Origin of the sequence: Cellulomonas sp. KH9, assembly GCF_900114185.1 — a bacterium.
GTDB lineage: Bacteria > Actinomycetota > Actinomycetes > Actinomycetales > Cellulomonadaceae > Cellulomonas.
This window is the reverse complement of record NZ_FOSE01000001.1, coordinates 588003-610306: the sequence shown is the minus strand read 5'-3', so window position 1 is coordinate 610306 and position 22304 is coordinate 588003. Positions and strand designations below refer to the sequence as shown.

Below are 22304 nucleotides of genomic sequence, written 5' to 3'. Positions count from 1 at the left end.
TGGGTCCTTCTCTCGGTGGTGGGTCGCCGCCGCTCGGGTGGTCGGGGCCGGCGTCGCGGGTCGTCGTGAGGCTAGGCAGCGCGGTCCGGTGCGGACATCGGTAATCGCTACCGAAGGTTGCGCGGACACCCTCCGAGGGGCCGTCCGGGTGAGCCACGAACGGGTGAACTCCGTGTCCGACCAGGGGTTTCGGCACGCCTTCGTCGCACTTGCCCGGCTCGCACACCGCAACGGGCCTCACCCCCGCGCCACGCGCACGCGACCTTCACCCCAGGCACGAAGTCTCCGGAGGCGCTATGACCACGTCCGACGCAGGCACCAGCGCGGTCCGAGGACGGTCCACCTTCGCCGGTGTCCCCGCCCCGCGCGGGGGCCCGTCCCGCGCGCCCGCGCACGTCCTGCGCCCGGACGCCGTGGAGCACGTCACGTCGTCGCTGGGGACGGGGCGCAGCGTCCTCGTCGTCGGGGACGCGGGCACGGGCAAGACGCAGGTGGTCGCACGCGCGATCGAGCGGCTGCGCGCCGAGCAGGGCGACGTGCGCGTCGTCCTCATCAGCGGCGCCGGCACGCACGACGCGCTGCCGCTGGCGGCGCTCGAGCCGCTGCTCGAGGACGCGGGGGCCGCGTTCGGCGACCTCGCGGCGACGTTGCGCTCGCTGACCGCCGGCCTGGACCGGCTGCGCGGCGACGGCCGCCTGGTGCTGCGCATCGAGGACGCGCACCGCCTCGACGACGCCTCGGCCCGCGCGCTCGACTGGCTGGTCCGGCAGGACACGGTCCAGGTGGTCGCGACGCTGCGGCTGAGCTGGGCGTCCCGCACGCCGTGGGCCGCGCTGTGGAAGGACGACCTGGTCGAGCGCGTCGACATCGCCCCGCTCACGCGCGACGACGCCGAGCGGTGGCTCGCGGCCGAGCTCGGTGGGCCGGTGACGGCCCAGGCGGCGCACCACCTGTGGCGCGCGTCGAACGGCAGCGCGACGCTCCTGCGGGAGACCGTCAAGGACGCGCTGGCCTCCGGCGCGCTGACCCGGCGCCACGGCGCGTGGATGTGGCAGGGCGGCCCGCCGTCGCCCGCGCGCATGGAGGACCTGGCCGAGCTCGACCTGCAGGGAGCGAGCCGGCAGGCCCGCGCCGCGCTCGAGGTGTGCGCCGTGGTGTGCCCGATCCCGCTCGACGCGCTGCTCGACCTCGTCCCGGCCGCCGCGCTCGACGAGCTGGTGCTCGCCGGTGCCGTCGCCACGACGACGGCACCCACGCCGTCGGGCGGGACGGCCCGGGTCGTGGACCTGGCGGCGCCGGCGTACGCGGACGTCGCGCGCGCGTGGCTCCCCGCCTCGCGGCAGCGCGACCTGCTGCAGCGCGCGCTCGACGCGCCCGTGGTGCGCGGGGTCGCGGCCGGCTCGCTGGTCCGCTCGGTGGCCCTCGCGATCGACCTGGGGATGAGCGTCCCGCCGACGCGGCTGCGGGAGGCGTTCGACGGGGCGTTCGCGATCCACCAGTACGACGCGGCCGTGCGACTCGCGACCGGTGCGCTCGCGTCCTGCCCGCCGGAGCGGGCGGCGGAGCTGTACGCGTTGCGTGCGGCCGCCCGCGTGATGCTCGGCGAGATGGCCGAGACCTTGCGTGACCTGGCCCACGCCGCCGAGCTGCTGGCCGCCGGCCCGCTCGACGCCGAGGCCGCCGGCCTGCTGCTGCACGTCGGCGACATGACGGCGCACGTCGTCCACGCGCAGCTGGGCGACGTCGACCGGGCGCTCGCCCGTCTCGACGACGTCGTCGCGCCGCTGCGCGCTGCCGACCCGGAGGGGCGCCTGCGACGCTGGCGCGACGAGGTGGAGGTCACGCGGCTGACGCGGCTGGGGTACGCCGGCCGGTTCGGCGAGTGCCTGGACGCCGCCCTCGTCGCCGTCGACGGCGACACGCACCCGGCCCGTCGCGTGTCGCTGGCCCCACCGACCGCCCTCGCCCTGGGCGAGCGCGGCGAGCTGCGGCGCGCGCTCGCACTGTGCCTGCAGTTCGGCGCCGTCGCCGCCGCGCACGGCGACGAGCACCGCTGGGGCAGCGGCGAGGTCATGGTGGCGACGTTCTTCACGCTCCTGTGGTCGGGCGAGGTCGACGCCGTGCGCGACGCGCTGGGCCCCCCGGGGGGTGATCTGCCGTTCGCGGTGGAGTGGTCGTCCATGCACAGCGCGCTCGGTCTCATGGCCGTCGCCGCGGGGTCCTGGAGCGAGGCGCGCACGCAGCTGGCGACCGCGCGCGCCCGGTCCGGCCCCGCCGACCTCAGCGGCTTCCTGCGCTCGAGCCTCACGGCCGAGGCCGTGGCGGCGGCCGCCTGCGGCGACGCCGCGGCGGCGCGCGACCTGCTCGAGCAGGCCGAGCACGCGGCGGTCGGGTCGAGCGGGGCCCTCGAGGGCGACCTGCGGGTGCGTCGGCTCGACGCGCTCGGCTGGATGCGCAGCCCCGAGGTCGTCGCCGAGGCACGCGCCGTCGCCCGCTGGGCGCACGAGCGGGGCGCCGCGCGCGTCGAGCTCGAGGCGCTGCACCGGTGGGTCGACGCGACCCGGCGCGGCGGCGGCACCCTCGACCCGGCGGTCGTCGCGCGGGTCCGGGACCTGGGGCGGGTGTGCGACGGCGCGCGGTGCGCCGCCCTCGTCGCGCACGTCGAGGCCCTCGCGGCGGGCGACGCGGACCTGGTCCGCATCGCCGAGCGGGAGCTCAACCGCCGCGGGCTGTGGCTGCCGCCGCTCGAGGCACCGGTGTCGCTGACGTCCCGCGAGCGGGAGATCGCGTCGCTGGCCGCCGGGGGCATGACCAGCCGGGCCATCGCCCAGCGCCTCGTCCTGTCCACCCGCACGGTCGACTCGCACCTGTCGCGCGTGTTCGCCAAGCTCGGCGTCCACTCGCGCGAGGAGCTGGGGAACGTCCTGCGATGACCGCGGACCGCGGACCGCCGACCCGGTCCGTGGAACCACGACCACGGCCCGGGCGTTCTGCTCAGCACGACCGGTCGTTCCGGTACCGTGACCAGCGCCGTCACCGTCGGACGGCAGCCGCGCCACCAGCGCCTCCAGGAGGACCGCCGATGACCGAGCCCACCCCCCTGCAGCCGCCCGCGCCCGGCGCGGCGTTCGCGCTCGAGGCACCGGCACCCGTGGCGCCCGTCGCCTCGCACGACGCCCCGGCGATGGCCCCCCGGGTCGACCCCGCCGCGCTGCCCGGTCTCGACGCCAAGGTCGGGGCGTACCTGGCGAGCCTCGACAGCGCGCAGGCCGGCTCCCCGGAGTTCGCCGCCAAGGCCGACGACGTGCGCCTCATGGGCGACGCCGACATCCGGCAGGCCGCGGACACGTCGAACCGGCTGCTGCAGGTGCCCGTGCGCGAGCTGCGCGAGGGCGGCGTCTCCGGCACGTCGCAGGTGTCGAGGTCCCTGCTGGACCTGCGCCGCACGGTCGAGGACCTGGACCCGTCGGAGAAGTCCGTGGGCCGCAAGTTCCTGGGCATCCTGCCGTTCGGCGACTCCGTCACCGACTACTTCCGCCGGTACGAGAGCTCGCAGAAGCAGATCGACGCGATCGTCAAGGCGCTGTACCGGGGCCAGGACGAGCTGCGCAAGGACAACGCCGCGCTCAACCTGGAGAAGCAGAACCTGTGGGACACCATGGGCCGGCTCAACCAGTACATCTACGTCGCGAGCGCGCTGGACACCCAGCTGTCCGCCAAGATCGCCCAGCTCGACGTCGCCGACCCCGAGCGCGCGCGGGCGCTGCGCGAGGACGTCCTGTTCTACGTCCGGCAGAAGCACCAGGACCTGCTGACGCAGCTCGCGGTGTCGATCCAGGGCTACCTGGCGATCGACATCATCATCAAGAACAACCTCGAGCTCATCAAGGGCGTCGACCGGGCGACGACGACCACGGTCTCGGCGCTGCGCACCGCCGTGCTCGTCGCGCAGGCGCTGAACAACCAGAAGCTCGTGCTCGACCAGATCACGGCGCTGAACTCGACGACGTCGAACATGATCGCGTCGACGTCCAAGCTGCTGCGCGAGCAGTCGGTCACCATCCAGCAGCAGGCGGCGAGCGCGACGATCGGGCTGCCGCAGCTGCAGCAGTCGTTCGCGGACATCTTCACGGCGATGGACTCGATCGACACGTTCAAGGTGCAGGCGCTGGACTCGATGGCGCAGACCGTCGGGGTGCTGGAGACGGAGACGGCGAAGGCCAAGCAGTACCTGGACCGCGTCTCGCGCTCGGACCGCACCGACGTCGCCGGCGGGTCGCTCGACCTGGGTCTGCGCTGATCGCCACGACCGGGGAGGTGAGCAGGTGAGCGCCCTGGGTGACCTCGTCGCGCGCCTCCTCGGTCGCGCCCCGCGTCACGTCGTCCGGATCGAGGAGGACCCGGTCCCGACGGCCGAGCAGATCGCGACCTCCGTGCGTGACGTCGAGGCGTCCATCGAGGGCCGCGTACCGGCGGCCGTCACCGCCCGCGTGCACCGCATCACCGGCACGGTCGAGGACATGGTGCCGCGCCTCGACCGCTTCGGCGTCGGGGACCGGCAGGCGTACACGGTGGTCGCGACCGCCACGAGCTACCTGCCCGAGGCCGTCGACGGGTACCTGCGCCTGCCGCGCGACTTCGCCGACCGGCGCGTCGTCTCCCGCGGCAAGACGTCGCTCATGCTGCTGTGCGACCAGCTGGACCTGCTGGCCATGACGCTGGAGAAGATCTCCGACGCCGTGTACCGCGCCGACGCGCAGGCCCTCGTGGCGCACGGGCAGTTCCTCGCCGAGAAGTTCGGCCGGTCGTCGCTGGACGTGCCCGGTGCGGGCGGGACGGAGGCCCCGTGACGGGCACGACGCCGGGTCTGCCGGGCGCGCTGGACGCGCTCGTCGCCGCGGGCCGCGCGGCCGGGCTGGACCCGTCGGCGGTGCGCGACGAGGGCGAGCGCCTGGCCGCCGCCGTGGCGGAGTCCGTCACGGGCGCCGGGCCGGCGTGGCTCGCGGCCGTGGGGCGCGGGGACGACCTGACGGAGTTCTTCCGTGCGGCCGGGTCGGCCCGGCGCTGGCGGCACGCTCCCACGGACCTGCTGACGTCGTTGGTCGACGCGGGCTCGTCGCACGCCGCCGCGTACGCCGACGCGCTCGCGCACGTCGCGTCGGCGGCCTGCGACCTGGGCGAGCCGAGCCTGCAGCTCGTCGCGGCCGCGTCGGTCACCGCTGCCGTCCAGCGCGCCGCCGCACCGGAGCGTCCCCCCGCCCGGGTTCTCCCGGGGCCGGATCGCCCTCTCGCGCACCCCGGGGCGGCTCCGGGGCCGGATCGCCCTCTCGCGCCTCAGGGGGTCCCCCCGGGCGCGAGCGGTCGTCCCAGCGACACCGCGGCGGTGCCCGAGAAGACGTTCGACGAGCTGCTCGCCGAGCTCGACGCGCTGGTCGGGCTCGACGGCGTGAAGCGGGAGATCCGCCAGCAGGCGCAGGTGCTGCGCGTGGAGCGGCTGCGCGCCGACGCCGGCCTGACCAGCCCGTCGCTGACCCGCCACCTGGTGTTCGTCGGCAACCCCGGCACCGGCAAGACGACTGTCGCGCGGCTCGTCGCCGGGCTGTACCGCGCGCTGGGCCTGCTGAGCAGCGGGCACCTGGTCGAGGTCGACCGCTCCGAGCTGGTCGCCGGCTACCTGGGGCAGACCGCGACCAAGACCACCGAGGTCGTGGCCAGGGCCCTCGGTGGTGTCCTGTTCATCGACGAGGCGTACTCCCTCGCGGAGGACCAGTACGGCGCCGAGGCCGTGAACACCCTGGTCAAGGACATGGAGGACCACCGCGACGAGCTCGTGGTCATCGTGGCCGGCTACCCGCTGCCGATGGCCCGGTTCCTCGCCACCAACCCGGGGCTCGAGAGCCGGTTCGCCACCACGATCGGGTTCGACGACTACACGGACGCGCAGCTGCGGGAGATCTTCGCGCTCGCGGCCCGCAAGGCCGACTTCGTGCCGTCCCCCGAGGCGCTCGACCTGGTCGAGCAGATCGTCGCCGCCCAGCCGCGGCACGAGGGCTTCGGCAACGGCCGGTTCGCGCGCAACCTGCTGGACCGCGCCGTGCTGCGCCACGCCTGGCGGCTGCGGGACGTCGAGCAGCCGACGGTCGAGCAGCTGCGCACGCTGCTCCCCGAGGACCTCGCGACCGACGTCGAGGACGTCGCCCCCGACCTGCCGGCACCCGACGCCGACGTGTCCGCCCCCGTGACCCCGGCTCTCGACCTGCCCGCGCCCGACCTGACCGCCCCCCGCACCCCGGCCCAGCCCTCCGAGGAGCCCGCGTGACCACGACCGTCGTGCCCCCCACCTCGAGCCCGCCGGCCGCGCCGGGCACGGCGCCCGCGCCGGACCTCCCCACCAGCGGGGTGCGGTCCACCCCGGGCGGGCTGCGCCTGTGGGGTGCGCTCGCCGCCGTCGTCACCGCCCTGACGGGGCTGGTCGCGCTGGGTGTCACGACGAGCCAGCAGGCCGCCGTCGCCCAGGTGCGCGACGCCGCCGCCCAGCTCGTCGGGCTGCAGGACGCCCGCAACCAGCTCGTGGCGGCCGACGCCGCGGCGACCACCGCGTTCCTCGTCGGCGGGCTGGAGCCCACCGACCTGCGCCGGTCGTACGACGCGTCGCTCGACGCCGGCGCGCAGGCCCTCACGCTGCTGGCCGCCAGCGGGACGCACGGCGCCGACACGCTGGCGCAGGTCTCGGCGGACCTCACCACGTACACCGGCCTGGTCGAGCAGGCGCGGGCCAACAACCGGCAGGGCTTCCCCGTCGCCTCGGCGTACCTGGAGGAGGCCTCGACGGTGCTGCGCGAGGACATCGTCCCCGCGCTCGACCAGCTCGTGGCGGCCGAGCAGGACCGCGTCGACGCCGAGCTCTCGACCGTCCGCACGTCCGCTCCCCTGCTGATCGGGGTGGTGGTGCTCGCGCTGCTCGCCCTGGTCGCGGTGCAGGTGTGGGTCGCCCGCCGCACGCGCCGCACGTTCAACCCCGGCCTGGTCGGCGCGACCGTGGCCGTGCTGGTCGTGGGCGTGGTCGGCGGTACCACCCTGGGCGGGACGTCCGCGGCGGCGGTGCGCACCGCCGACGGCCCGTACGCGGCGACCGTCGCGGCCTCGCAGGCGTTCGCGCTGGCCAACGACGCGCGGTCCATGGAGGCGTTCACGCTGATCCGCCGCGGGTCCGGCGCGGCCTACGAGGAGTCGTTCGTGGAGAACGTCGACCGGGCGCGCGCGGCGCTGCAGGGCGACGGCGGCCGGCTCGACCGGCTGCTGGTCGAGCGCCTCGACGCCTGGGTCGCGGGCCACGAGCAGGTCCGTGCGCTGGACGACGCGGGCGACTGGGACGGTGCCGTCGCGCTGGTCACCAGCGACGACCCGGCCGCACCGCCGGCGCTGTTCGACGAGCTCTCCGGCGCGCTGGACACCGCGGTCGACGCCGGCAGCGCCGACGTCGCCGACGGCCTCGGTGGCGGGGCCGGCTGGGTGGGGTGGCTGCTGGCCGTCCTCGGCGTGGGCGGTGCGGTCGCCGCGTGGACCGGGCTGCGCGCCCGACGGGAGGAGTACCGATGAGCACACGTGCCACCGCCCCCACGGGTGCGCGCCGGGGCACGCCCGGCACCCGGCGCCGCGGTGCGCTGGTCGCGGCGGCCGCGCTCGTCGTCGCGCTCGTCGGCGGCTGCGCGGGGCAGTCCCCGCCCGGCGGCACCGCGGTGGTCCCCGCGGACGCGGGGGCCGTCCCCGCCGCCGTCGTCCCCGCGGCCGACGGCTGCACGGACGCGACGACGTCCTACGCCCCGGACGCCGGCACCGAGATCGCGGCCGGCTCCACGATGGACGCGATCCGCTCGCGCGGGTACCTGCTCGTCGGCGTCTCGGCGGACACCCTGCGCATGGGCGCCCGCAACCCGTTCACGGGGCGGATCGAGGGCTTCGACGTCGACGTCGCGCGGCAGGTCGCGCAGGCGGTCCTCGGTGACCCGGACGCGATCCGGTTCCGCGTCATCACGGCGGGCGACCGGATCCCCGTGCTGGTCGACCACGAGGTCGACCTGGTCGCGCGCGCGTTCACCATGAACTGCGAGCGCTGGGCCGACATCGCGTTCTCCGCCGAGTACTTCACGGCCGGGCAGAAGGTGCTGGTCAGCACCGAGTCCGACGCGACCGGCATCGAGGACCTCGCCGGGCAGCGGGTGTGCGCACCCGAGGGCACGACGACGCTCGAGCGGCTGGACGAGTACGACGTCGAGCCCGTGGGCGCCCGCACCCACTCCGCGTGCCTGGCGCTGTTCCAGCAGGGCCGCGTGGACGCGATCACCGGTGACGACACCGTGCTGGCGGGGTTCGTGGCGCAGGACCCGTACGCGCGGGTCGTCGGCGACGCCTTCAGCGCCGAGCCGTACGGTCTGGGCGTGCCGGCCGACCAGGTGGACATGGTCCGGTTCGTCAACGCGGTGCTCGACGGCATGAAGGCCGACGGCACCTGGGCGCAGCTGTACGACCGCTGGCTGGGCGAGGCCCTCGGCCCGGCGCCCGCGCCGCCCGCGTCCGTGTACGGACGGTCGTGACGGCGACCGCCATGGCTGCCGCGTCCGCCGACGTCGTCGCGCCCGTCGCCCCGGGGCGGCTGGGCGAGGCGATCCCTGCGCGCGACCTCATGACGTACCTCGACGGGCTGCTGACGTGGCTCGACGACCGGCGCACGCGGCTCGACGCGCTGGACACGGCGGCCCAGGCGACGGCGGAGTCCGAGCGGTACACCCCGGACGTGGTGCTGGCGCTGTCGGTCTGGCAGTCGGTGCGGACCCGCGCCGACGAGCTGCTGGCGGTGTGGGACGGCGGGCGGGTCACGGAGGTCGAGCGCGAGCGCATGTCGCAGCTGCTGTGGGGCCGCGTCGACACGCGCGCCGGCGCCCCGGTGTCCCTGCCGGAGGCGCTGACGCTGTGCGACGCGATGGTCTCGGCCCTGCGCACCCGCCTGGCGTTCGACCCGGACACCGCGGACGTCGTGGCGCGCCTGCGCGGCGTGCGCGCCGCGCTCGTGCGCGCCGAGGACCTGGCCGGCTCCGACGCGGCCGCCCACGAGCGGGTCGCCGCCCTGCGGGAGCGGGAGCAGCGCCTGTCCGCGCAGGCCGCCCGCGGCGGTGACGTCGCCGGTCCGCTCGCCGAGCTCGAGACCCGCACCGCCCACGCCGAGCGCGACCTCATGGTCGCCGTGTCGCAGCGCCGCTCGGTGGCGCGTGCCCGCGCGGACGCGCAGGCCACGGCGGCCGCGCTGGAGGCCCGCGAGCCCGCGCTGCACGCGCTGGCTGAGCGGTGCCGCCAGGAGGTCACGCACCCGCCGCGGCTCGCGGTGCCCGACGTGTCACGGCTGGGCCCCGTGCCCGAGCAGCGTGAGGCGCTGGACGCCTACGTCGCCCGCCTCGACGCGGTGCGCCGGGCCCTGGACGCCGCGCAGGACGCGTACAGCAGCCCGCTGCGCGAGCGCGCCGAGCTGCGCTACCGCCTCGGACGCGCCACGGCGACCGCGGCGTCGAACGGCCGCGACGCGTCCCCCACGGTGCGCGCCGGGCACGACGAGGCCCGTACCGCCGTGGAGACGACCCCCTGCGACGTGGCGCTCGCCCGCGCCCTCGTCGAGCAGTACGAGCACCTCGTCCGGCCGCTGCCGGGCGGACCGGGAGGAGCCCGATGACCAGCGCGACCGCCTGCCGCGAGCCCGGCTGCACGGGGACGTACGAGGACGGCTGGTGCGACCTGTGCGGGTCGCCGGCCCCCGCCGGTGCGACGTCCACGGTGACCGGGACGACGACACCGCCGCCGGCCGCCGGCGCGAACGGCGCGACCGCGGCCCGCACCCCGTCGTCGATGCTGGGCACCGGCATCGCACCCGGCGTCCCGACCCCCGGGGCCGGTGACGACGGTGCGGCCGAGCGGTCCACCCGCACCGGGCGCACCAGCTCGACCCGGCTGGCGTCGGCCGCCCTCGGCTCGGCACGCACGGCGGCCACGGGCTCGCGCGCGACGCGCCGGCTCGGCACGTCCTCGACGCGGCTGCGGCGTGCCCGGCTGGGCGCCGGGCTGACGACCGTGCCGCCCGCGCCGGTGGCGGACCCGCTGCAGGCCGTCATGGCCGACCCGCAGGTGCCGGAGCGCAAGCGGTTCTGCGCGGCGTGCGGCGAGCCCGTCGGGCGTGGCCGCGAGGGCGTCCCCGCCCGCACCCAGGGGTTCTGCCCCTCGTGCGGCGCCCGCTTCGACTTCGACCCGCGCCTGGCACCCGGCACGCTCGTGGGCGGGCAGTACGAGGTCGCGGGGTGCCTCGCGCACGGCGGCATGGGCTGGATCTACCTGGCACGGGACCGCAACGTGTCGGGCCGCTGGGTGGTGCTCAAGGGCCTGCTCAACAGCGGCGACCCCGACGCCGTGGCGGCCGCGATCTCCGAGCGGCAGTTCCTCGCACGCGTCGAGCACCCGCTGATCGTCGAGATCTACAACTTCGTGCAGCACGACGGCGACGGGTACACCGTCATGGAGTTCGTCGGCGGACGCTCCCTGAAGGAGCTGCTCACCGACCGCCGCGAGGCCGCCGGCCACGTCGACCCGCTGCCCGTCGACCAGGCCCTCGCGTTCGTCCTCGAGGTGCTGCCCGCGTTCGCGTACCTGCACGACCTGGGCCTGCTGTACTGCGACTTCAAGCCCGACAACGTCATCCAGGCCGGTGACGCGCTCAAGCTCATCGACATGGGCGGTGTGCGCCGCATCGACGACGACGACTCCGCGATCTACGGCACGGTGGGCTACCAGGCCCCCGAGGTGCCGGTCGACGGGCCGTCGGTCGCGTCCGACGTCTACACGATCGGCCGGACGCTGGCGACGCTGGTGCTGGACTTCCGCGGCAACACGACCACCTACGTGGCGGCGCTGCCCCCGGTCGACCAGACCCCCGTGTTCGCGCGGTACGACTCCTTCTACCGGCTGCTCGCCAAGGCGTGCGCCCCCGACCCCTCCGACCGCTTCGGGTCGGTCGACGAGATGCGCGCGCAGGTGCTGGGCGTGCTGCGCGAGGTCGTCGCGGCCGACCGCGGGGCGGGCGACCCGCCGCTGACGAGCGTCGCGTCGGTGCTCTTCGAGCCGCCCGTCACGGACCACGCGCAGCGCCCGCTGACGTGGGACGAGCTGCCCGCCCTCAAGGTCGACCCCGACGACCCGGCGGCCGGGTGGCTCGCCGGCGTGAACGTGGTGGACCCGGAGCAGCGCCTCGCCGCCCTCGCGGGCGCCCCGGAGGACACGGTCGAGGTCCGTCTGCTGCGGGCGACCACGGCCATCGAGGCCGGACGCCCGGACGTCGTCGCGGCGGCCGTCGAGGCGATCCTCGCGGACGACCCGTGGGAGTGGCGCGCCGTGTGGACCCAGGGGCTGGCGCAGCTCGCGGCGGGCGACCCGGTCGCCGCGCGCGCCTCGTTCAACGCGGTGTACGGGCAGGTGCCGGGCGAGCTGGCGCCCAAGCTGGCGCTGGCCGTGGCCTGCGAGCTGTCGGGTGAGCCCGGCATCGCCGAGCAGCTCTACGCCACCTGCGCGTACGCGGACGCGAACTACACGGCCCCGGCCGCGTTCGGCCTGGCGCGGCTGCGGATCGCGTCCCTGCACGTCGACGACGCGCTGGCCGCGCTCGACCTGGTCACGCCCACCCGCAGCTCCTACCCGCAGGCGCGGCTGATGCGGGCACGGGTCCTGGCCCGCTCGCGGGACGACCTGCCCGCCCTCGCCGCCGCCCTCGACTCCGTGCGCTCCGTGCCGCTCGAGCCCGCCGAGCGCACGGCCCTGCGGGTGGACGTGCTGTCGACCGCGCTGGCCACGGTGCGCCGCGGTGCGACGGCGCCCGGCGTGACCCTCGACGGCGCACCGGCCACCGAGGACGGTGTGACCGACGCCCTCGAGGCGGCCTACCGTGAGCAGGCCGCTCTCACGGCCGACCACGCCGCGCGCGTCGCCCTGGTGGACCGCGCCAACCGGGTGCGTCGGTGGACGGCGTGGTGAGCGGCACGGGGACGGCCGTCGTGTGCCCCGCGTGCGGCGAGGCCGCCGGCGACGGTGCGCGGTTCTGCGAGGCGTGCGGGGCACCGCTCGCGGCCGCGCACGGCACCGGCCCGGACGGTGCCGACAGCGCCGACCCCAGCAGCGCCGTCCCCGGCAGCACGGACCCCGGTCCCGCACCCGGCGACCCCGCGTCGTCCGGTGCTGCGTCGCCCGACCCCGCGCAATCCGGTGCTGCGTCGCCCGGCGGCTCGCCGGAGGGCGCTCCCCCGGCCGGCACCGCCGTGGACGGTGCGTCACCGTGCCCGGCGTGCGGCGGCGACGTCGCCGACGACGGGTACTGCGCGCAGTGCGGTGCCCGCGCCCCCGTGGAGCGCGACCACCGCGAGGAGCGGGCCGCACCGCACGTCGCGGGCGTCAGCGACGTCGGCGTGCGCCGGCGTCGCAACGAGGACGCGCTCGCGCTCGGTGCCGTCCCCGGCCCGGGCGCGACCGGCGGGCAGGCCGCGGGCTCGTCGCCGGGCGAGGACGTGAGCGTGCTGGTGGTGTGCGACGGCGTGTCCTCGGCACCCGACTCCGACGTCGCCAGCCAGGCCGCGGCGACCGCGGCCCGGGACACCCTGGTGGCCGGTGCCGCGCACGTCCCCGCCGACGACGCCGCCGCCTGGTCGCGCCTGCTGGTGGCCGCGGGCCACGCCGCGGACGACGCCGCGCGGGCCGCCGTCGACGACGCGACCGCCCGGCAGGACCCGCCGTCGTGCACGTTCGCCGCCGCCGTGGCCGGGCCGGGGCTGCTGGTCGCGGGCTGGCTCGGCGACTCCCGGGTGTACTGGCTCCCCGACGCGGGCACACCGGAGCAGCTGACGGAGGACGACTCGGTGGCCGCCGAGCTGATGGCCGACGGCATGTCCCGCGCCGCGGCCGAGCGCTCCCCGCAGGCGCACGCGATCACCCGCTGGCTCGGCGCGGACGCCGAGGACACCACGGCCCGCACCGTCGCCACCCGCCCCGGCGGGCCCGGCTGGGTGCTCGCCTGCTCGGACGGGCTGTGGAACTACGCGTCCGCGCCCGAGGCCGTCGCGGACCTGCTGCGCGACGCCGTGGCCCGGGTGGGCGACGACCCGCTGGCCCTGTCCCGTGACCTGGTCGCGTGGGCCAACGCGAGCGGTGGGCACGACAACGTGACCGTGGCCCTCGCGCGCGTCCCCGGCACCGCCGCCGCGGGCGGCGGCCCCGCCGACCCGCAGGACGACCCGCACGACGACGCGGGCACCGCCCCGACCGTCCGGCGCCGACCGCCCGGTAGCCTCCCCGGAGAGCCGCCCACCGACACCGGACCCTCCGCACCCTGAACCGCCCGCACCACCCGTCCGACGCCCCACCGCACCACCGAGGAGCCAGCGTGGCCACGTTCCGTGCCGAGGTCTTCCAGAACGAGTTCCTGCCCGACGGCGGCACGGACGTGCACGCGATCGTCACGGTGAGCGCCTCGGGCGTAGGCGGGGCGGGGACCAGCGGTGCCGGTGTCGCGGAGATCGTCATGATCGACACGTCGGGCTCGATGACGGGCCCGATGCTCGCGGCGGCGAAGCACGCGGCGCAGGTGGCGCTCGACCACATCCCGGACGGGACCTGGTTCGCGATCGTCAGCGGCAGCCACGTCGCCCAGCGCGTGTTCCCGTACCCGAACGCGCCCGTCGCGATCGTGCAGATGGAGCCGGCGGCGCGGGCGGAGGCCAAGCGGGCGGTCGCGCGCCTGTCGGCGCAGGGCGGCACGGCGATGAGCACGTGGCTGCGGCTGGCGGACCAGATCTTCGCCACCCAGCCCGCGGTGACGCAACGGCACGCGATCCTGCTCACCGACGGCAAGAACGAGTCCGAGCCCCGTGACCAGCTCACCGCGGCCGTCACGGCCGTCACCGGCCGGTTCCAGTGCGACGCGCGCGGCGTCGGCGAGCGCTGGCAGGTCGACGAGCTGCGGGAGATCGCGACGGCACTGCTGGGGACGGTCGAGCTCATCGCGAACCCGGCGGACATCGCCGAGGACTTCCGCTCCCTGCTGGCGGCGTCGCTGTCCCGCGGCGTCTCCGACGCCCAGCTGCGGGTGTGGACGCCGCAGGGCGGGCAGGTGCTGTTCGTCCGGCAGGTGGCGCCCACGGTCGAGGACCTGACGGCGCGCCGCACCACGGTCACGCCGCTGGTCGGCGCGTACCCCACGGGAGCCTGGGCCGACGAGTCCCGCGACTACCACGTGGCCGTCCGCCTGCCGTCCAAGCCGCTGGGCGCCGAGCAGCTCGCGGCGCGCGTGCAGGTCGCGGTCGGCGGCGAGGTCGTCGCCGCGGGGCTGGTCAAGGCCGCGTGGTCGGACGACGCCTCGCTCACCGCACGCATCAGCCCGGAGGTCGCGCACTACACGGGCCAGGCCGAGCTGGCGTCGGCGATCCAGGAGGGCCTGGCGGCCAAGGCCGCGGGTGACGAGGCGACCGCCACCGTCAAGCTGGGCCGCGCGGTGCAGCTGGCGGCCGAGACGGGCAACGAGGAGGCGACGTCGAAGCTGCGTCGCGTCGTGGAGATCGACGACGAGGAGCACGGCACGGTGCGACTGAAGCGCGGCGCGTCCCGCCTGGACGAGATGGCCCTCGACACCGCGTCGACCAAGACCTCGCGGGTGCGGCGGTGAGCGCCACCTGCCCCGAGGGGCACGTCAGCGCGTCGACCGACTACTGCGACGTCTGCGGTGCGCCCATCGCGCCGGCGGGCGCCGGCCCCGCACCGTCCGCGCCCACGCCCGCGGTGGCCGCCCCGTCGACGTGCCCGCACTGCGGGTCGCCCGCGGCGTCCGGCGCGCTGTTCTGCGAGAACTGCGGCTACGACTTCACCACCGGCGTGACGCCCGTGGCGCACACCGCGCCCGCGCCGACGCCCGCGGCGTCGACCGGGGCGGTCGTGACGCCCGCACCGGCCGCCGCGGGCGAGGGCCAGGGTGCGGCGACGGGTCCGGGTCCGGCCGCACCCGGTGCCGGAGCCGAGGCCGCTGCGTCGCCGGCCCTGCCCGACCCCGACCCTGCGCCGCTCGCGCCCCTCGCCCCGTCGGCACCCGACGGCGACGCGTGGGTCGCCGAGCTGTGGGTCGACCCCGACTGGTACGCCGCCCAGCAGGCGGAGGACCCCATGCCGTCCGTGGGCCTGCCCGTGCTGGTGCCGCTGCGCGAGCGCAGCGTGCTGGTGGGGCGGCCGTCGGCGTCGCGCAACATCCGCCCGCAGGTCGACGCGGGCGCCGACAGCGGCGTCTCGCGGCGGCACTGCCAGCTCAACACCGACGGTCAGCGCTGGTGGGTGGAGGACCTGCAGTCGTCCAACGGCACCTTCGTGGCGCGGGTCGGCGAGCCCTTGCCCGAGGAGCCGATCCGGCCCGGCCAGCGCCACGAGCTCCAGGACGGCGACCGCCTCTACCTGGGCTCGTGGACCCGGCTCGTCGTGCGCAGGGCGCTGCCGGGCGAGGCCTGAGGGCGTCGCGACGTCCACCGCGTGAGCGGACGCGGGCGGTCGCCCGGACCGGCGCCCGCGGCACCTCCCCGGGGGCCGATCGGGCGATTCCTCGCGTGTCACACCGTGTGCACGGCCCCGACCGTCCGACCCTGCGCAGATGATGGCGCAGCACCCGCCCCTCCCCGTCCCCGACGAACGGACCTCGACATGCGCCCCGGCCACCGCCCGACCAGGGGACGCACGCCCCGTCGACCGCACGGCGCACTCGCCGCGGCGCTCGTGCTCGCCGTCGTCACCGTGACCGCGACCGGCGCGCGGGCCGACGCCCCCGCCATCACCGCGATGTGGGTGTGGGACAACTCGCTCGACCGCGCGGTCGACGCCCGCGGCACCGGGTACACCCCGGCGGACCCCGCGACGCTCGCAGCGTTCGTCCGTGAGCAGCGGCTGACGACGGTCCAGGTGTCGGTGCCGTGGGCCTCGGACGAGGGACCGGTCGCGGCCTGGGTCACCGAGGCCGTCGCGGCCGTCCGCGCCGAGGGGGCGACCGTCGGCGTCCTGGGCGGTGACCCGCCGTGGCTCGAGCAGCCGGGGCTGGCCGTGCAGTGGATGCGCGCGGCGACCCACGGCCGCACGGTCGACCACGTGCAGCTCAACGTGGAGCCGTGGACGCAGCCCACCTGGTTCACCGACCGCGCGGGTGCGGTGACCCGGTGGCTCACGCTGCTCGACGAGGTCCGTGCGCAGCTCCCCCCGGGCGTGGGGCTCGGGGTCGACGTGCCGTACTGGCTGGCGTGGGAGCCGTGGGGCGCGGGCACCGTCGCCGACGCCGCGATGGCGCGCGCCGACCGCGTCGAGGTCGTCGCGTTCGTCGACCACGCGCACGGCCCCGACGGCATCCTCGCCCTGTCCGCCGACGCGGTGGCGGCCGCCGTCGCCGCGGGCGTGCCGTTCACGGTGGGCGTCGAGACGGACACCCCCGCCGTCGCGGGTGGCGCCGAGTGGACGTTCGGCGACGACGGCGTCGACGCCCTGCTCGCCGAGACGGCCCTCGTGCGCGACGCGCTCGCCGGCACCCCCGGCTACGAGGGCGTCGCGGTGCAGCACTACCGCACGTGGCGCACCCTCCAGGACGCCGCCACCACCCCCTGACGCACCTGCCGGCGTCACCCGTCGTAGGGTCGGCCCATGGCACGCAGCATCGCGACGACGACGTCGGTCGACCTCCTCACGCTCCTGGACTTCGTGCGTCCCCGGCACCACCTGCTGCTGGCGACGACGCGCGCGGACGGGCGGTCGCAGCTCTCGCCGGTCAGCGGCGGCGTCGACGACGCGGGTCGCATCGTGATCTCGACCTACCCGGACCGGGCGAAGACCCGCAACGCCGAGCGCGACCCGCGGGTGAGCGTGTGCGTCCTCTCCGACGAGTGGGACGGCCCCTGGGTGCAGGTCGACGGCACCGCCGAGGTGCTGCACATGCCGCAGGCCGAGGACGCCCTCGTGGACTACTACCGGTGCATCGCGGGCGAGCACCCCGACTGGGACGAGTACCGCGCCGCGATGCGGCTGCAGGGCAAGAGCCTGATCCGCGTGACCCCCGAGAGGTGGGGCCCGCTGGCCACCGGCGGCTTCCCGGCCGACGTCGCCGCCCGGCTCGACGCCGCGGGCTGAGCGCCGCCGGACCCTCGCCTCGCCCTCAGCGCTCGCCGGCGCCCGGGTGCACGATCAGCCAGGTCGCGACCGTGACGTCGTCGGACCGGTTGCTGAGCCGGTGCGGTGTGGTGCAGGCGTAGGAGATCGTGTCGCCGGCGCGCAGCACGACGCGCTCGTCGGCGAAGTCGACGGTGAGCTCACCGCGCACGACCGTCCCGATCTCGTACCCGACGTGCGTGACGAGCTCGTGCTGCCGGCCCGCGACGGTGTGCGGCGGGTAGGTCGACTCGAAGAAGTCGACGTCGTGCGAGACGCCGGGCGACAGGCGGCGGTAGACCACCCCGCCCTCGAGCGTCACGGACTCCACCTCGACGGCGCGACGCACGACGTAGCCGTCGGGGACGGGCGTCGACAGCTCGACGTCGGGCGCGCCGGAGGTGCCGCCGAAGACGTCGACGAGGGTGGCGTCCATGGCGGTGACGAGCTCGAAGAGCCGGTTCACGGAGGGCCGCAGCACACCGCGCTCGATCTGGGAGACCGCACTGGCGGAGATCCCGAGCCGCGCACCCACCTCCCGCAGGGTCAGGCCGCGGTCCTCCCGCAGGCCGCGCAGGCGCGTCCCCAGCTGCTCGGCGTCGAACGACGCCAGCAGGCTGCCGGTGTCCGGCGCGGTGCTCATCGGGCCGCCTCCTCGGTGATCACGGATGAAGCAGGAAGTTCACGCGGCAGAAACCTGCCCGGGGTTGTGAAGTCATAGATTCACGACTCGGGACGAACCGGAAGCAGCCGCTTCAGGTCGGCCCACGGTACGTGATCCCGTCCGCCCCGGCCAGGGCGGACCCCCGGTCGGCCCACCCCGACCCTCGGCACCCCGGTGCCCGCTCGCCGCTCCCTCCCCGACGTCCCGAGTGCGAGGACCACCATGACCGCTCCGCACGACACCCCGGCCGTCCCCCCGGGCGCACCGGCCCCCGCCACGGCCCCGCCCGGCGCCGTCGCCCCGCTGCCCGGCACCAAGCCGCACGACCTCGTCGAGGCCGCGGGCATGCCGATCGGCGCCGGCGAGATCAAGGCCACCTACGACCCGCGCCTGACCAACGAGGACCTGGCCCCGCTGCAGAAGCAGACCTGGTCGTCCTACAACATCTTCGCGTTCTGGATGTCCGACGTGCACAGCGTCGGCGGCTACGTCACGGCGGGCTCGCTGTTCGCCCTGGGCCTCGCGTCCTGGCAGGTGCTCGTCGCGCTCGTCGTCGGCATCGTCATCGTCCAGGTGTTCTGCAACCTCGTCGCCAAGCCCAGCCAGAAGACCGGCGTGCCGTACCCGGTCATCAACCGGGCGATCTTCGGGGTGCTCGGGGCCAACATCCCCGCGATCATCCGCGGGCTCATCGCGGTGGCCTGGTACGGCGTGCAGACGTTCCTGGCGGCCGAGGCGCTCAACATCATCTTCCTCAAGTTCCTGCCCGGGTCGCAGGCGCTGCTCGAGCCGTCGTTCCTGGGCCTGAGCGCGCTCGGCTGGATCTCCTACGCCATCCTCTGGGTCGCGCAGGCGGCGGTCTTCTGGAACGGCATGGAGACGATCCGCCGGTTCATCGACTGGGCCGGCCCCGCCGTGTACGTCGTCATGATCGTCATGGCCGTGTACCTGGTGTCCGAGGCCGGTTGGTCGAACATCTCGCTCAACCTGTCCTCGGGCCCGCCCCTGACCTTCGCGGCCTCGATCCCCGTGATGCTCTCCGCGATCGCGCTGGTCGTGTCGTACTTCTCCGGCCCGATGCTCAACTTCGGCGACTTCTCCCGCTACGGCCGGTCGTTCGCGGCGGTGAAGAAGGGCAACTTCCTCGGCCTGCCGATCAACTTCCTGTTCTTCTCGCTGCTCACCGTCATCTGCGCGTCGGCGACGGTCCCGGTGTTCGGCGAGCTCATCACCGACCCGATCCACACGGTGCAGGCCATCGACACCCCGTTCGCGATCCTGCTGGGCGGGCTGACCTTCGTCACCGCGACCGTCGGCATCAACATCGTCGCCAACTTCATCTCCCCGGCGTTCGACTTCTCCAACGTCTCGCCGCAGCGCATCTCGTGGCGCACCGGCGGCATGATCGCCGCCGTCGGGTCGGTCGTCCTGACGCCCTGGAACTGGTACGCCAACGACGACGCGATCCACTACACGCTCGGCGTGCTCGGCGCCCTCATCGGCCCGCTGTTCGGCATCCTCATCGCCGGGTACTACGTGATCAGCCGCCAGCGCGTGCACGTCGACGACATGTTCACCATGGCCCCCACCGGGCGGTACTGGTACAGCCGCGGGTACAACCGCAACGCGGTCGCGACCGTCATCGGCGCGGGCCTGGTGTCCGTCGCCGCCGCGGTCCTGCCGAAGCTGGCCGCGTCGCTCGGGCTGGTCGACGTCACCTGGATCGCGTCGTACTCGTGGTTCATCGGCTGCGGTCTCGGGTTCGCGATGTTCGTGTGGCTGGAGCGCCGCAACCCGCAGATGCCGCGGCTCGAGGCGTCCGACGCGCACGTGTCGGACGGCACGCAGGACGCCCCGGCGGTGGTCAGCCACCACGCGCACCCCACGGGCTCCTGAGGCCGGTCGTGCGCGACGGCATCCGCCTGCGGGTCGTCAACCCGAACACCACCCGGGCGATGACCGACCTGATCGGTCGGTCCGCCCGGGTGGTGGCCGGGCCCGGGGTCACGGTCGAGGCCGTGCAGCCCACCACCGGTCCCGCGTCGATCGAGAGCCACTACGAGGAGGCGCTGGCCGCGGTCGGCGTGCTCGAGCAGGTGCGGGTCGGCGAGGTGGACGGCGTCGACGCGTACGTCGTCGCCTGCTTCGGGGACCCCGGGCTGGACGCGGCGCGCGAGCTGGCGCACGGCCCGGTGGTCGGGATCGCGGAGGCGGCGTTCCACGCGGCCACCCTGGTCGCACGGCGGTTCAGCGTGGTGACGTCGCTGGGCCGCACCGTGGGTCGTGCGCACGAGCTGCTCGACCGCTACGGGTTCGCCGGCGCCTGCGCCGGGGTGCACGCGTGCGAGATCCCGGTGCTGCAGATCGAGGCGCCCGGCGCGCTCGACCGGGTCACCGCGGCGTGCCGGGCAGCGGTCGAGGCCGACGACGTCGACGCCCTGGTGCTCGGCTGCGCCGGCATGGCCGGGTACACCGGGCGGATCTCCGACGCCGTCGGGGTGCCGGTGGTCGACGGCGTCACGGCGGCGACGACGTTCGCGGCGGCGCTCGTGCGGGCCGGCCTGCGGACGTCGGAGCGCTCGGAGTACGCGCGGCCGCCGACCAAGGCGGTGCCGGGGCTGCTCCAGGACTTCGCGGTCGGGCCCGCGGGGCTCACCGCCGTGGCGACCGGCTGACGGGACCCACGGGCCACGACCTTCGGGCCACGACGCCACCGCGACTCACCAGGGGCGCAGCTCCGGCTGCTCCCCCGGGTACGCCTCGAACACCGCGCGCTCCTCGGCGGTGAACGCCCGCGGGGTGTGCGTCGCCCGGTCCAGCTGCACCATCCGGGACCGGGCGCGCAGCGCGACGGCCGCGCCGGGTCCTTCCCCGTCGAGGATCTCGTACGCGAAGTCCACCGACGACCGGCCCAGCCGCGGCACCCACACCTCGACCACGACGGGCTCCTGCCGGAACCGGATCGGCGCCAGGTAGTCGATCTCGTGCTTGACGACCACGAGCAGCGACGCGGTCATGGCACCGACCTCGTCGACACCCATGCGCGGGAAGAGGGTGAACCGCGCGTCGTCGAGGTACCGCAGGAAGGCGGCGTTGTTGACGTGCCCGAACAGGTCGACGTCCGACCACCTGACCTGCATGACCACGCACCCGCGTCCGGCCTGCGTCCCGCGGCGGCCCGCGACGAGCGGCGCCGGCGTGCTGCTGTCGTCCATGCCCCCACGCTACGGCGCGCACCCGGTCGCACCGTGCAGCACCACGTTGTGCTCGGGTGCTCGACTCGTCACAGTGGAGCCATGGGCACCGTCTCCCCCGTCGCGCACGCCCGGACCGCGGTCGACGTCGAGCGCGTCGTCACCGCGCGGGGGGCGTGAGCGCTGCCGTGCCGCACCACGCCGACGCCCCCACCGTCACCGTGCTCACCGGAGCCGGCATCTCGACCGCCTCGGGCATCCCCGACTTCCGCGGCCCGCAGGGCGTGTGGACCCGCGACCCGCACGCGGCGGACCTGCTCGAGCTGGACCTGTACGTGCGCGACCCCGCCGTGCGCGAGCGCGGTTGGCGGATGTGGGCCGAGCACCCCGCCTGGCACGCCCGCCCCACCGCGGCGCACCGCGCGCTCGTCGACCTCGAGCGGGCCGGCCTGCTGCTGGCCACGCTCACCCAGAACTTCGACGGCCTGCACCAGGCGGCGGGTGCGGACCCGCAGCGCGTCGTCGAGCTGCACGGCAGCCTGGCGACCACGTCGTGCCTGCGCTGCGGGACGACCTGGCCCACGCGCGAGGTGCTCGCACGGCTGCCCGCCGAGCCGGACCCCGCGTGCACGGTGTGCCGCGGGGTGCTCAAGCCGGACGTCGTGTACTTCGGTGAGCGGCTGCCCGAGGACGCCCTGGAACGGGCCGTGGCCGCCGCGACGGACGCGGTCACGTTCGTCGCGATCGGCACCACCCTGACGGTCCAGCCGGTGGCGAGCCTGGCCGCGGTGGCCGTCGACGCGGGCGCGCGGCTCGTCGTCGTCAACGCCGAGCCGACGCCGTACGACCACCTGGCCGACGAGGTCGTCCGCGACCCCATCGACGAGGCCGTGCCCGCCCTGGTCGCCGACCTGCTCGCGACCCGCTGACACCTCGGTCCTGCGAGACCGGGCGTCCGGGGACACGGGCCCCGGCGCACGAGGCCGGGTGGTCACCGACGAAGCTGCCGACCCTCGGGCTCCGCTCGACCGTGCGCCGTCGACCCGGGTCCGGATGGCCGCGCGCTCGTGGCTCACGGACGAATCCTTTCGAGCCATAAAGAATGTGAGCATTCTCATCCGGATCACCCGATCGCGCATTGCTGTTTGCAGTATGGAATCTGCCTGAATTACCTCACCTGTTCGCCGACGCCACGCCGATATGTCTGA

Annotated in this window: 18 protein-coding genes; 16 read left to right on the top strand and 2 right to left on the bottom strand. The window is 75.7% G+C overall.

From position 1 onward, the window contains the following. Positions 1-296 precede the first annotated feature (296 nt). From BMZ16_RS02755 to BMZ16_RS02695, 13 genes are all read left to right on the top strand, one after another. A complete protein-coding gene (locus BMZ16_RS02755) occupies positions 297-2933 on the top strand; it encodes a LuxR family transcriptional regulator (protein ID WP_089798054.1) in 2637 nt (878 codons plus the stop codon). 149 nt (positions 2934-3082) lie between these two features. Continuing rightward, positions 3083-4300 (top strand): toxic anion resistance protein, encoded by a 1218-nt coding sequence (locus tag BMZ16_RS02750; RefSeq protein ID WP_089798053.1) that lies wholly within the window; start codon positions 3083-3085, stop codon positions 4298-4300. A 25-nt stretch (positions 4301-4325) separates the two neighbouring features. Continuing rightward, positions 4326-4850 (top strand): hypothetical protein, encoded by a 525-nt coding sequence (locus BMZ16_RS02745; RefSeq protein ID WP_089798052.1) that lies wholly within the window; start codon positions 4326-4328, stop codon positions 4848-4850. Further along, a complete protein-coding gene (locus tag BMZ16_RS02740) occupies positions 4847-6319 on the top strand; it encodes an AAA family ATPase (protein ID WP_255366313.1) in 1473 nt (490 codons plus the stop codon). Before BMZ16_RS02745 ends, BMZ16_RS02740 begins: the two co-directional genes overlap by 4 nt. Next, positions 6316-7599, top strand: a complete 1284-nt coding sequence (locus tag BMZ16_RS02735; protein ID WP_089798051.1) for a hypothetical protein — start codon at positions 6316-6318, stop codon at positions 7597-7599. The genes BMZ16_RS02740 and BMZ16_RS02735 overlap by 4 nt, the downstream gene beginning before the upstream one ends. Further along, positions 7596-8594 carry a glutamate ABC transporter substrate-binding protein gene (locus BMZ16_RS02730; protein WP_089798050.1) on the top strand — a complete coding sequence of 333 codons (999 nt, stop codon included), beginning with the start codon at positions 7596-7598 and terminating at the stop codon, positions 8592-8594. Before BMZ16_RS02735 ends, BMZ16_RS02730 begins: the two co-directional genes overlap by 4 nt. Further along, positions 8591-9721: a hypothetical protein gene (locus BMZ16_RS02725; protein ID WP_089798049.1), complete on the top strand. Its 1131-nt coding sequence runs from the start codon at positions 8591-8593 to the stop codon at positions 9719-9721. The genes BMZ16_RS02730 and BMZ16_RS02725 overlap by 4 nt, the downstream gene beginning before the upstream one ends. After that, the gene (locus BMZ16_RS02720) at positions 9718-12063 is read left to right on the top strand and encodes a serine/threonine-protein kinase (RefSeq protein ID WP_089798048.1); all 2346 of its coding nucleotides are present in this window, start codon (positions 9718-9720) and stop codon (positions 12061-12063) included. The genes BMZ16_RS02725 and BMZ16_RS02720 overlap by 4 nt, the downstream gene beginning before the upstream one ends. Next, a complete protein-coding gene (locus BMZ16_RS02715) occupies positions 12060-13412 on the top strand; it encodes a PP2C family protein-serine/threonine phosphatase (RefSeq protein WP_089798675.1) in 1353 nt (450 codons plus the stop codon). Before BMZ16_RS02720 ends, BMZ16_RS02715 begins: the two co-directional genes overlap by 4 nt. Positions 13413-13462: 50 nt before the next feature. Next, complete coding sequence (locus BMZ16_RS02710; protein ID WP_089798047.1) at positions 13463-14740, top strand: VWA domain-containing protein; 1278 nt, start codon at positions 13463-13465, stop codon at positions 14738-14740. Next, entirely contained in the window at positions 14737-15567 is an 831-nt protein-coding gene (locus BMZ16_RS02705; protein WP_089798046.1) for an FHA domain-containing protein, read from the top strand. Before BMZ16_RS02710 ends, BMZ16_RS02705 begins: the two co-directional genes overlap by 4 nt. Before the next feature lie 189 nt (positions 15568-15756). After that, positions 15757-16701, top strand: a complete 945-nt coding sequence (locus BMZ16_RS02700; RefSeq protein WP_255366312.1) for a hypothetical protein — start codon at positions 15757-15759, stop codon at positions 16699-16701. A 36-nt stretch (positions 16702-16737) separates the two neighbouring features. Beyond that, positions 16738-17220, top strand: coding sequence for a PPOX class F420-dependent oxidoreductase (locus BMZ16_RS02695; RefSeq protein WP_089798045.1), 483 nt, complete (start codon positions 16738-16740; stop codon positions 17218-17220). Positions 17221-17245: 25 nt separating this feature from the next. Here the strand turns inward: BMZ16_RS02695 and BMZ16_RS02690 are convergent, their stop codons facing one another. Then, positions 17246-17881 (bottom strand): helix-turn-helix domain-containing protein, encoded by a 636-nt coding sequence (locus BMZ16_RS02690; protein ID WP_089798044.1) that lies wholly within the window; start codon positions 17879-17881, stop codon positions 17246-17248. Positions 17882-18124: 243 nt separating this feature from the next. On the opposite strand from BMZ16_RS02690, the gene BMZ16_RS02685 reads away from it, so the two are divergent. Both BMZ16_RS02685 and BMZ16_RS02680 read left to right on the top strand, forming a co-directional pair. After that, entirely contained in the window at positions 18125-19798 is a 1674-nt protein-coding gene (locus BMZ16_RS02685) for an NCS1 family nucleobase:cation symporter-1 (protein WP_089798043.1), read from the top strand. A gap of 8 nt (positions 19799-19806) precedes the next feature. Then, positions 19807-20577, top strand: coding sequence for an aspartate/glutamate racemase family protein (locus BMZ16_RS02680; RefSeq protein WP_255366311.1), 771 nt, complete (start codon positions 19807-19809; stop codon positions 20575-20577). Positions 20578-20622: 45 nt separating this feature from the next. Here BMZ16_RS02680 and BMZ16_RS02675 read toward each other — a convergent pair whose 3' ends face one another. Next, positions 20623-21117, bottom strand: a complete 495-nt coding sequence (locus BMZ16_RS02675) for an acyl-CoA thioesterase (protein WP_089798042.1) — start codon at positions 21115-21117, stop codon at positions 20623-20625. 155 nt (positions 21118-21272) lie between these two features. Here BMZ16_RS02675 and BMZ16_RS02670 point away from each other — a divergent pair, with 155 nt between their 5' ends. After that, the gene (locus BMZ16_RS02670) at positions 21273-22025 is read left to right on the top strand and encodes an SIR2 family NAD-dependent protein deacylase (protein ID WP_255366310.1); all 753 of its coding nucleotides are present in this window, start codon (positions 21273-21275) and stop codon (positions 22023-22025) included. Positions 22026-22304 lie beyond the last annotated feature (279 nt).

Excerpts from the sequence above, each read along its gene's own strand:
- BMZ16_RS02675 (WP_089798042.1), bottom strand. The coding sequence starts at position 21,117 with ATGGACGACAGCAGCACGCCGGCGCCGCTCGTCGCGGGCCGCCGCGGG.
- BMZ16_RS02720 (WP_089798048.1), top strand. The coding sequence starts at position 9,718 with ATGACCAGCGCGACCGCCTGCCGCGAGCCCGGCTGCACGGGGACGTAC.
- BMZ16_RS02730 (WP_089798050.1), top strand. The coding sequence starts at position 7,596 with ATGAGCACACGTGCCACCGCCCCCACGGGTGCGCGCCGGGGCACGCCC.
- BMZ16_RS02695 (WP_089798045.1), top strand. The coding sequence starts at position 16,738 with ATGGCACGCAGCATCGCGACGACGACGTCGGTCGACCTCCTCACGCTC.
- BMZ16_RS02755 (WP_089798054.1), top strand. The coding sequence starts at position 297 with ATGACCACGTCCGACGCAGGCACCAGCGCGGTCCGAGGACGGTCCACC.
- BMZ16_RS02700 (WP_255366312.1), top strand. The coding sequence starts at position 15,757 with ATGCGCCCCGGCCACCGCCCGACCAGGGGACGCACGCCCCGTCGACCG.
- BMZ16_RS02685 (WP_089798043.1), top strand. The coding sequence starts at position 18,125 with ATGACCGCTCCGCACGACACCCCGGCCGTCCCCCCGGGCGCACCGGCC.
- BMZ16_RS02750 (WP_089798053.1), top strand. The coding sequence starts at position 3,083 with ATGACCGAGCCCACCCCCCTGCAGCCGCCCGCGCCCGGCGCGGCGTTC.
- BMZ16_RS02690 (WP_089798044.1), bottom strand. The coding sequence starts at position 17,881 with ATGAGCACCGCGCCGGACACCGGCAGCCTGCTGGCGTCGTTCGACGCC.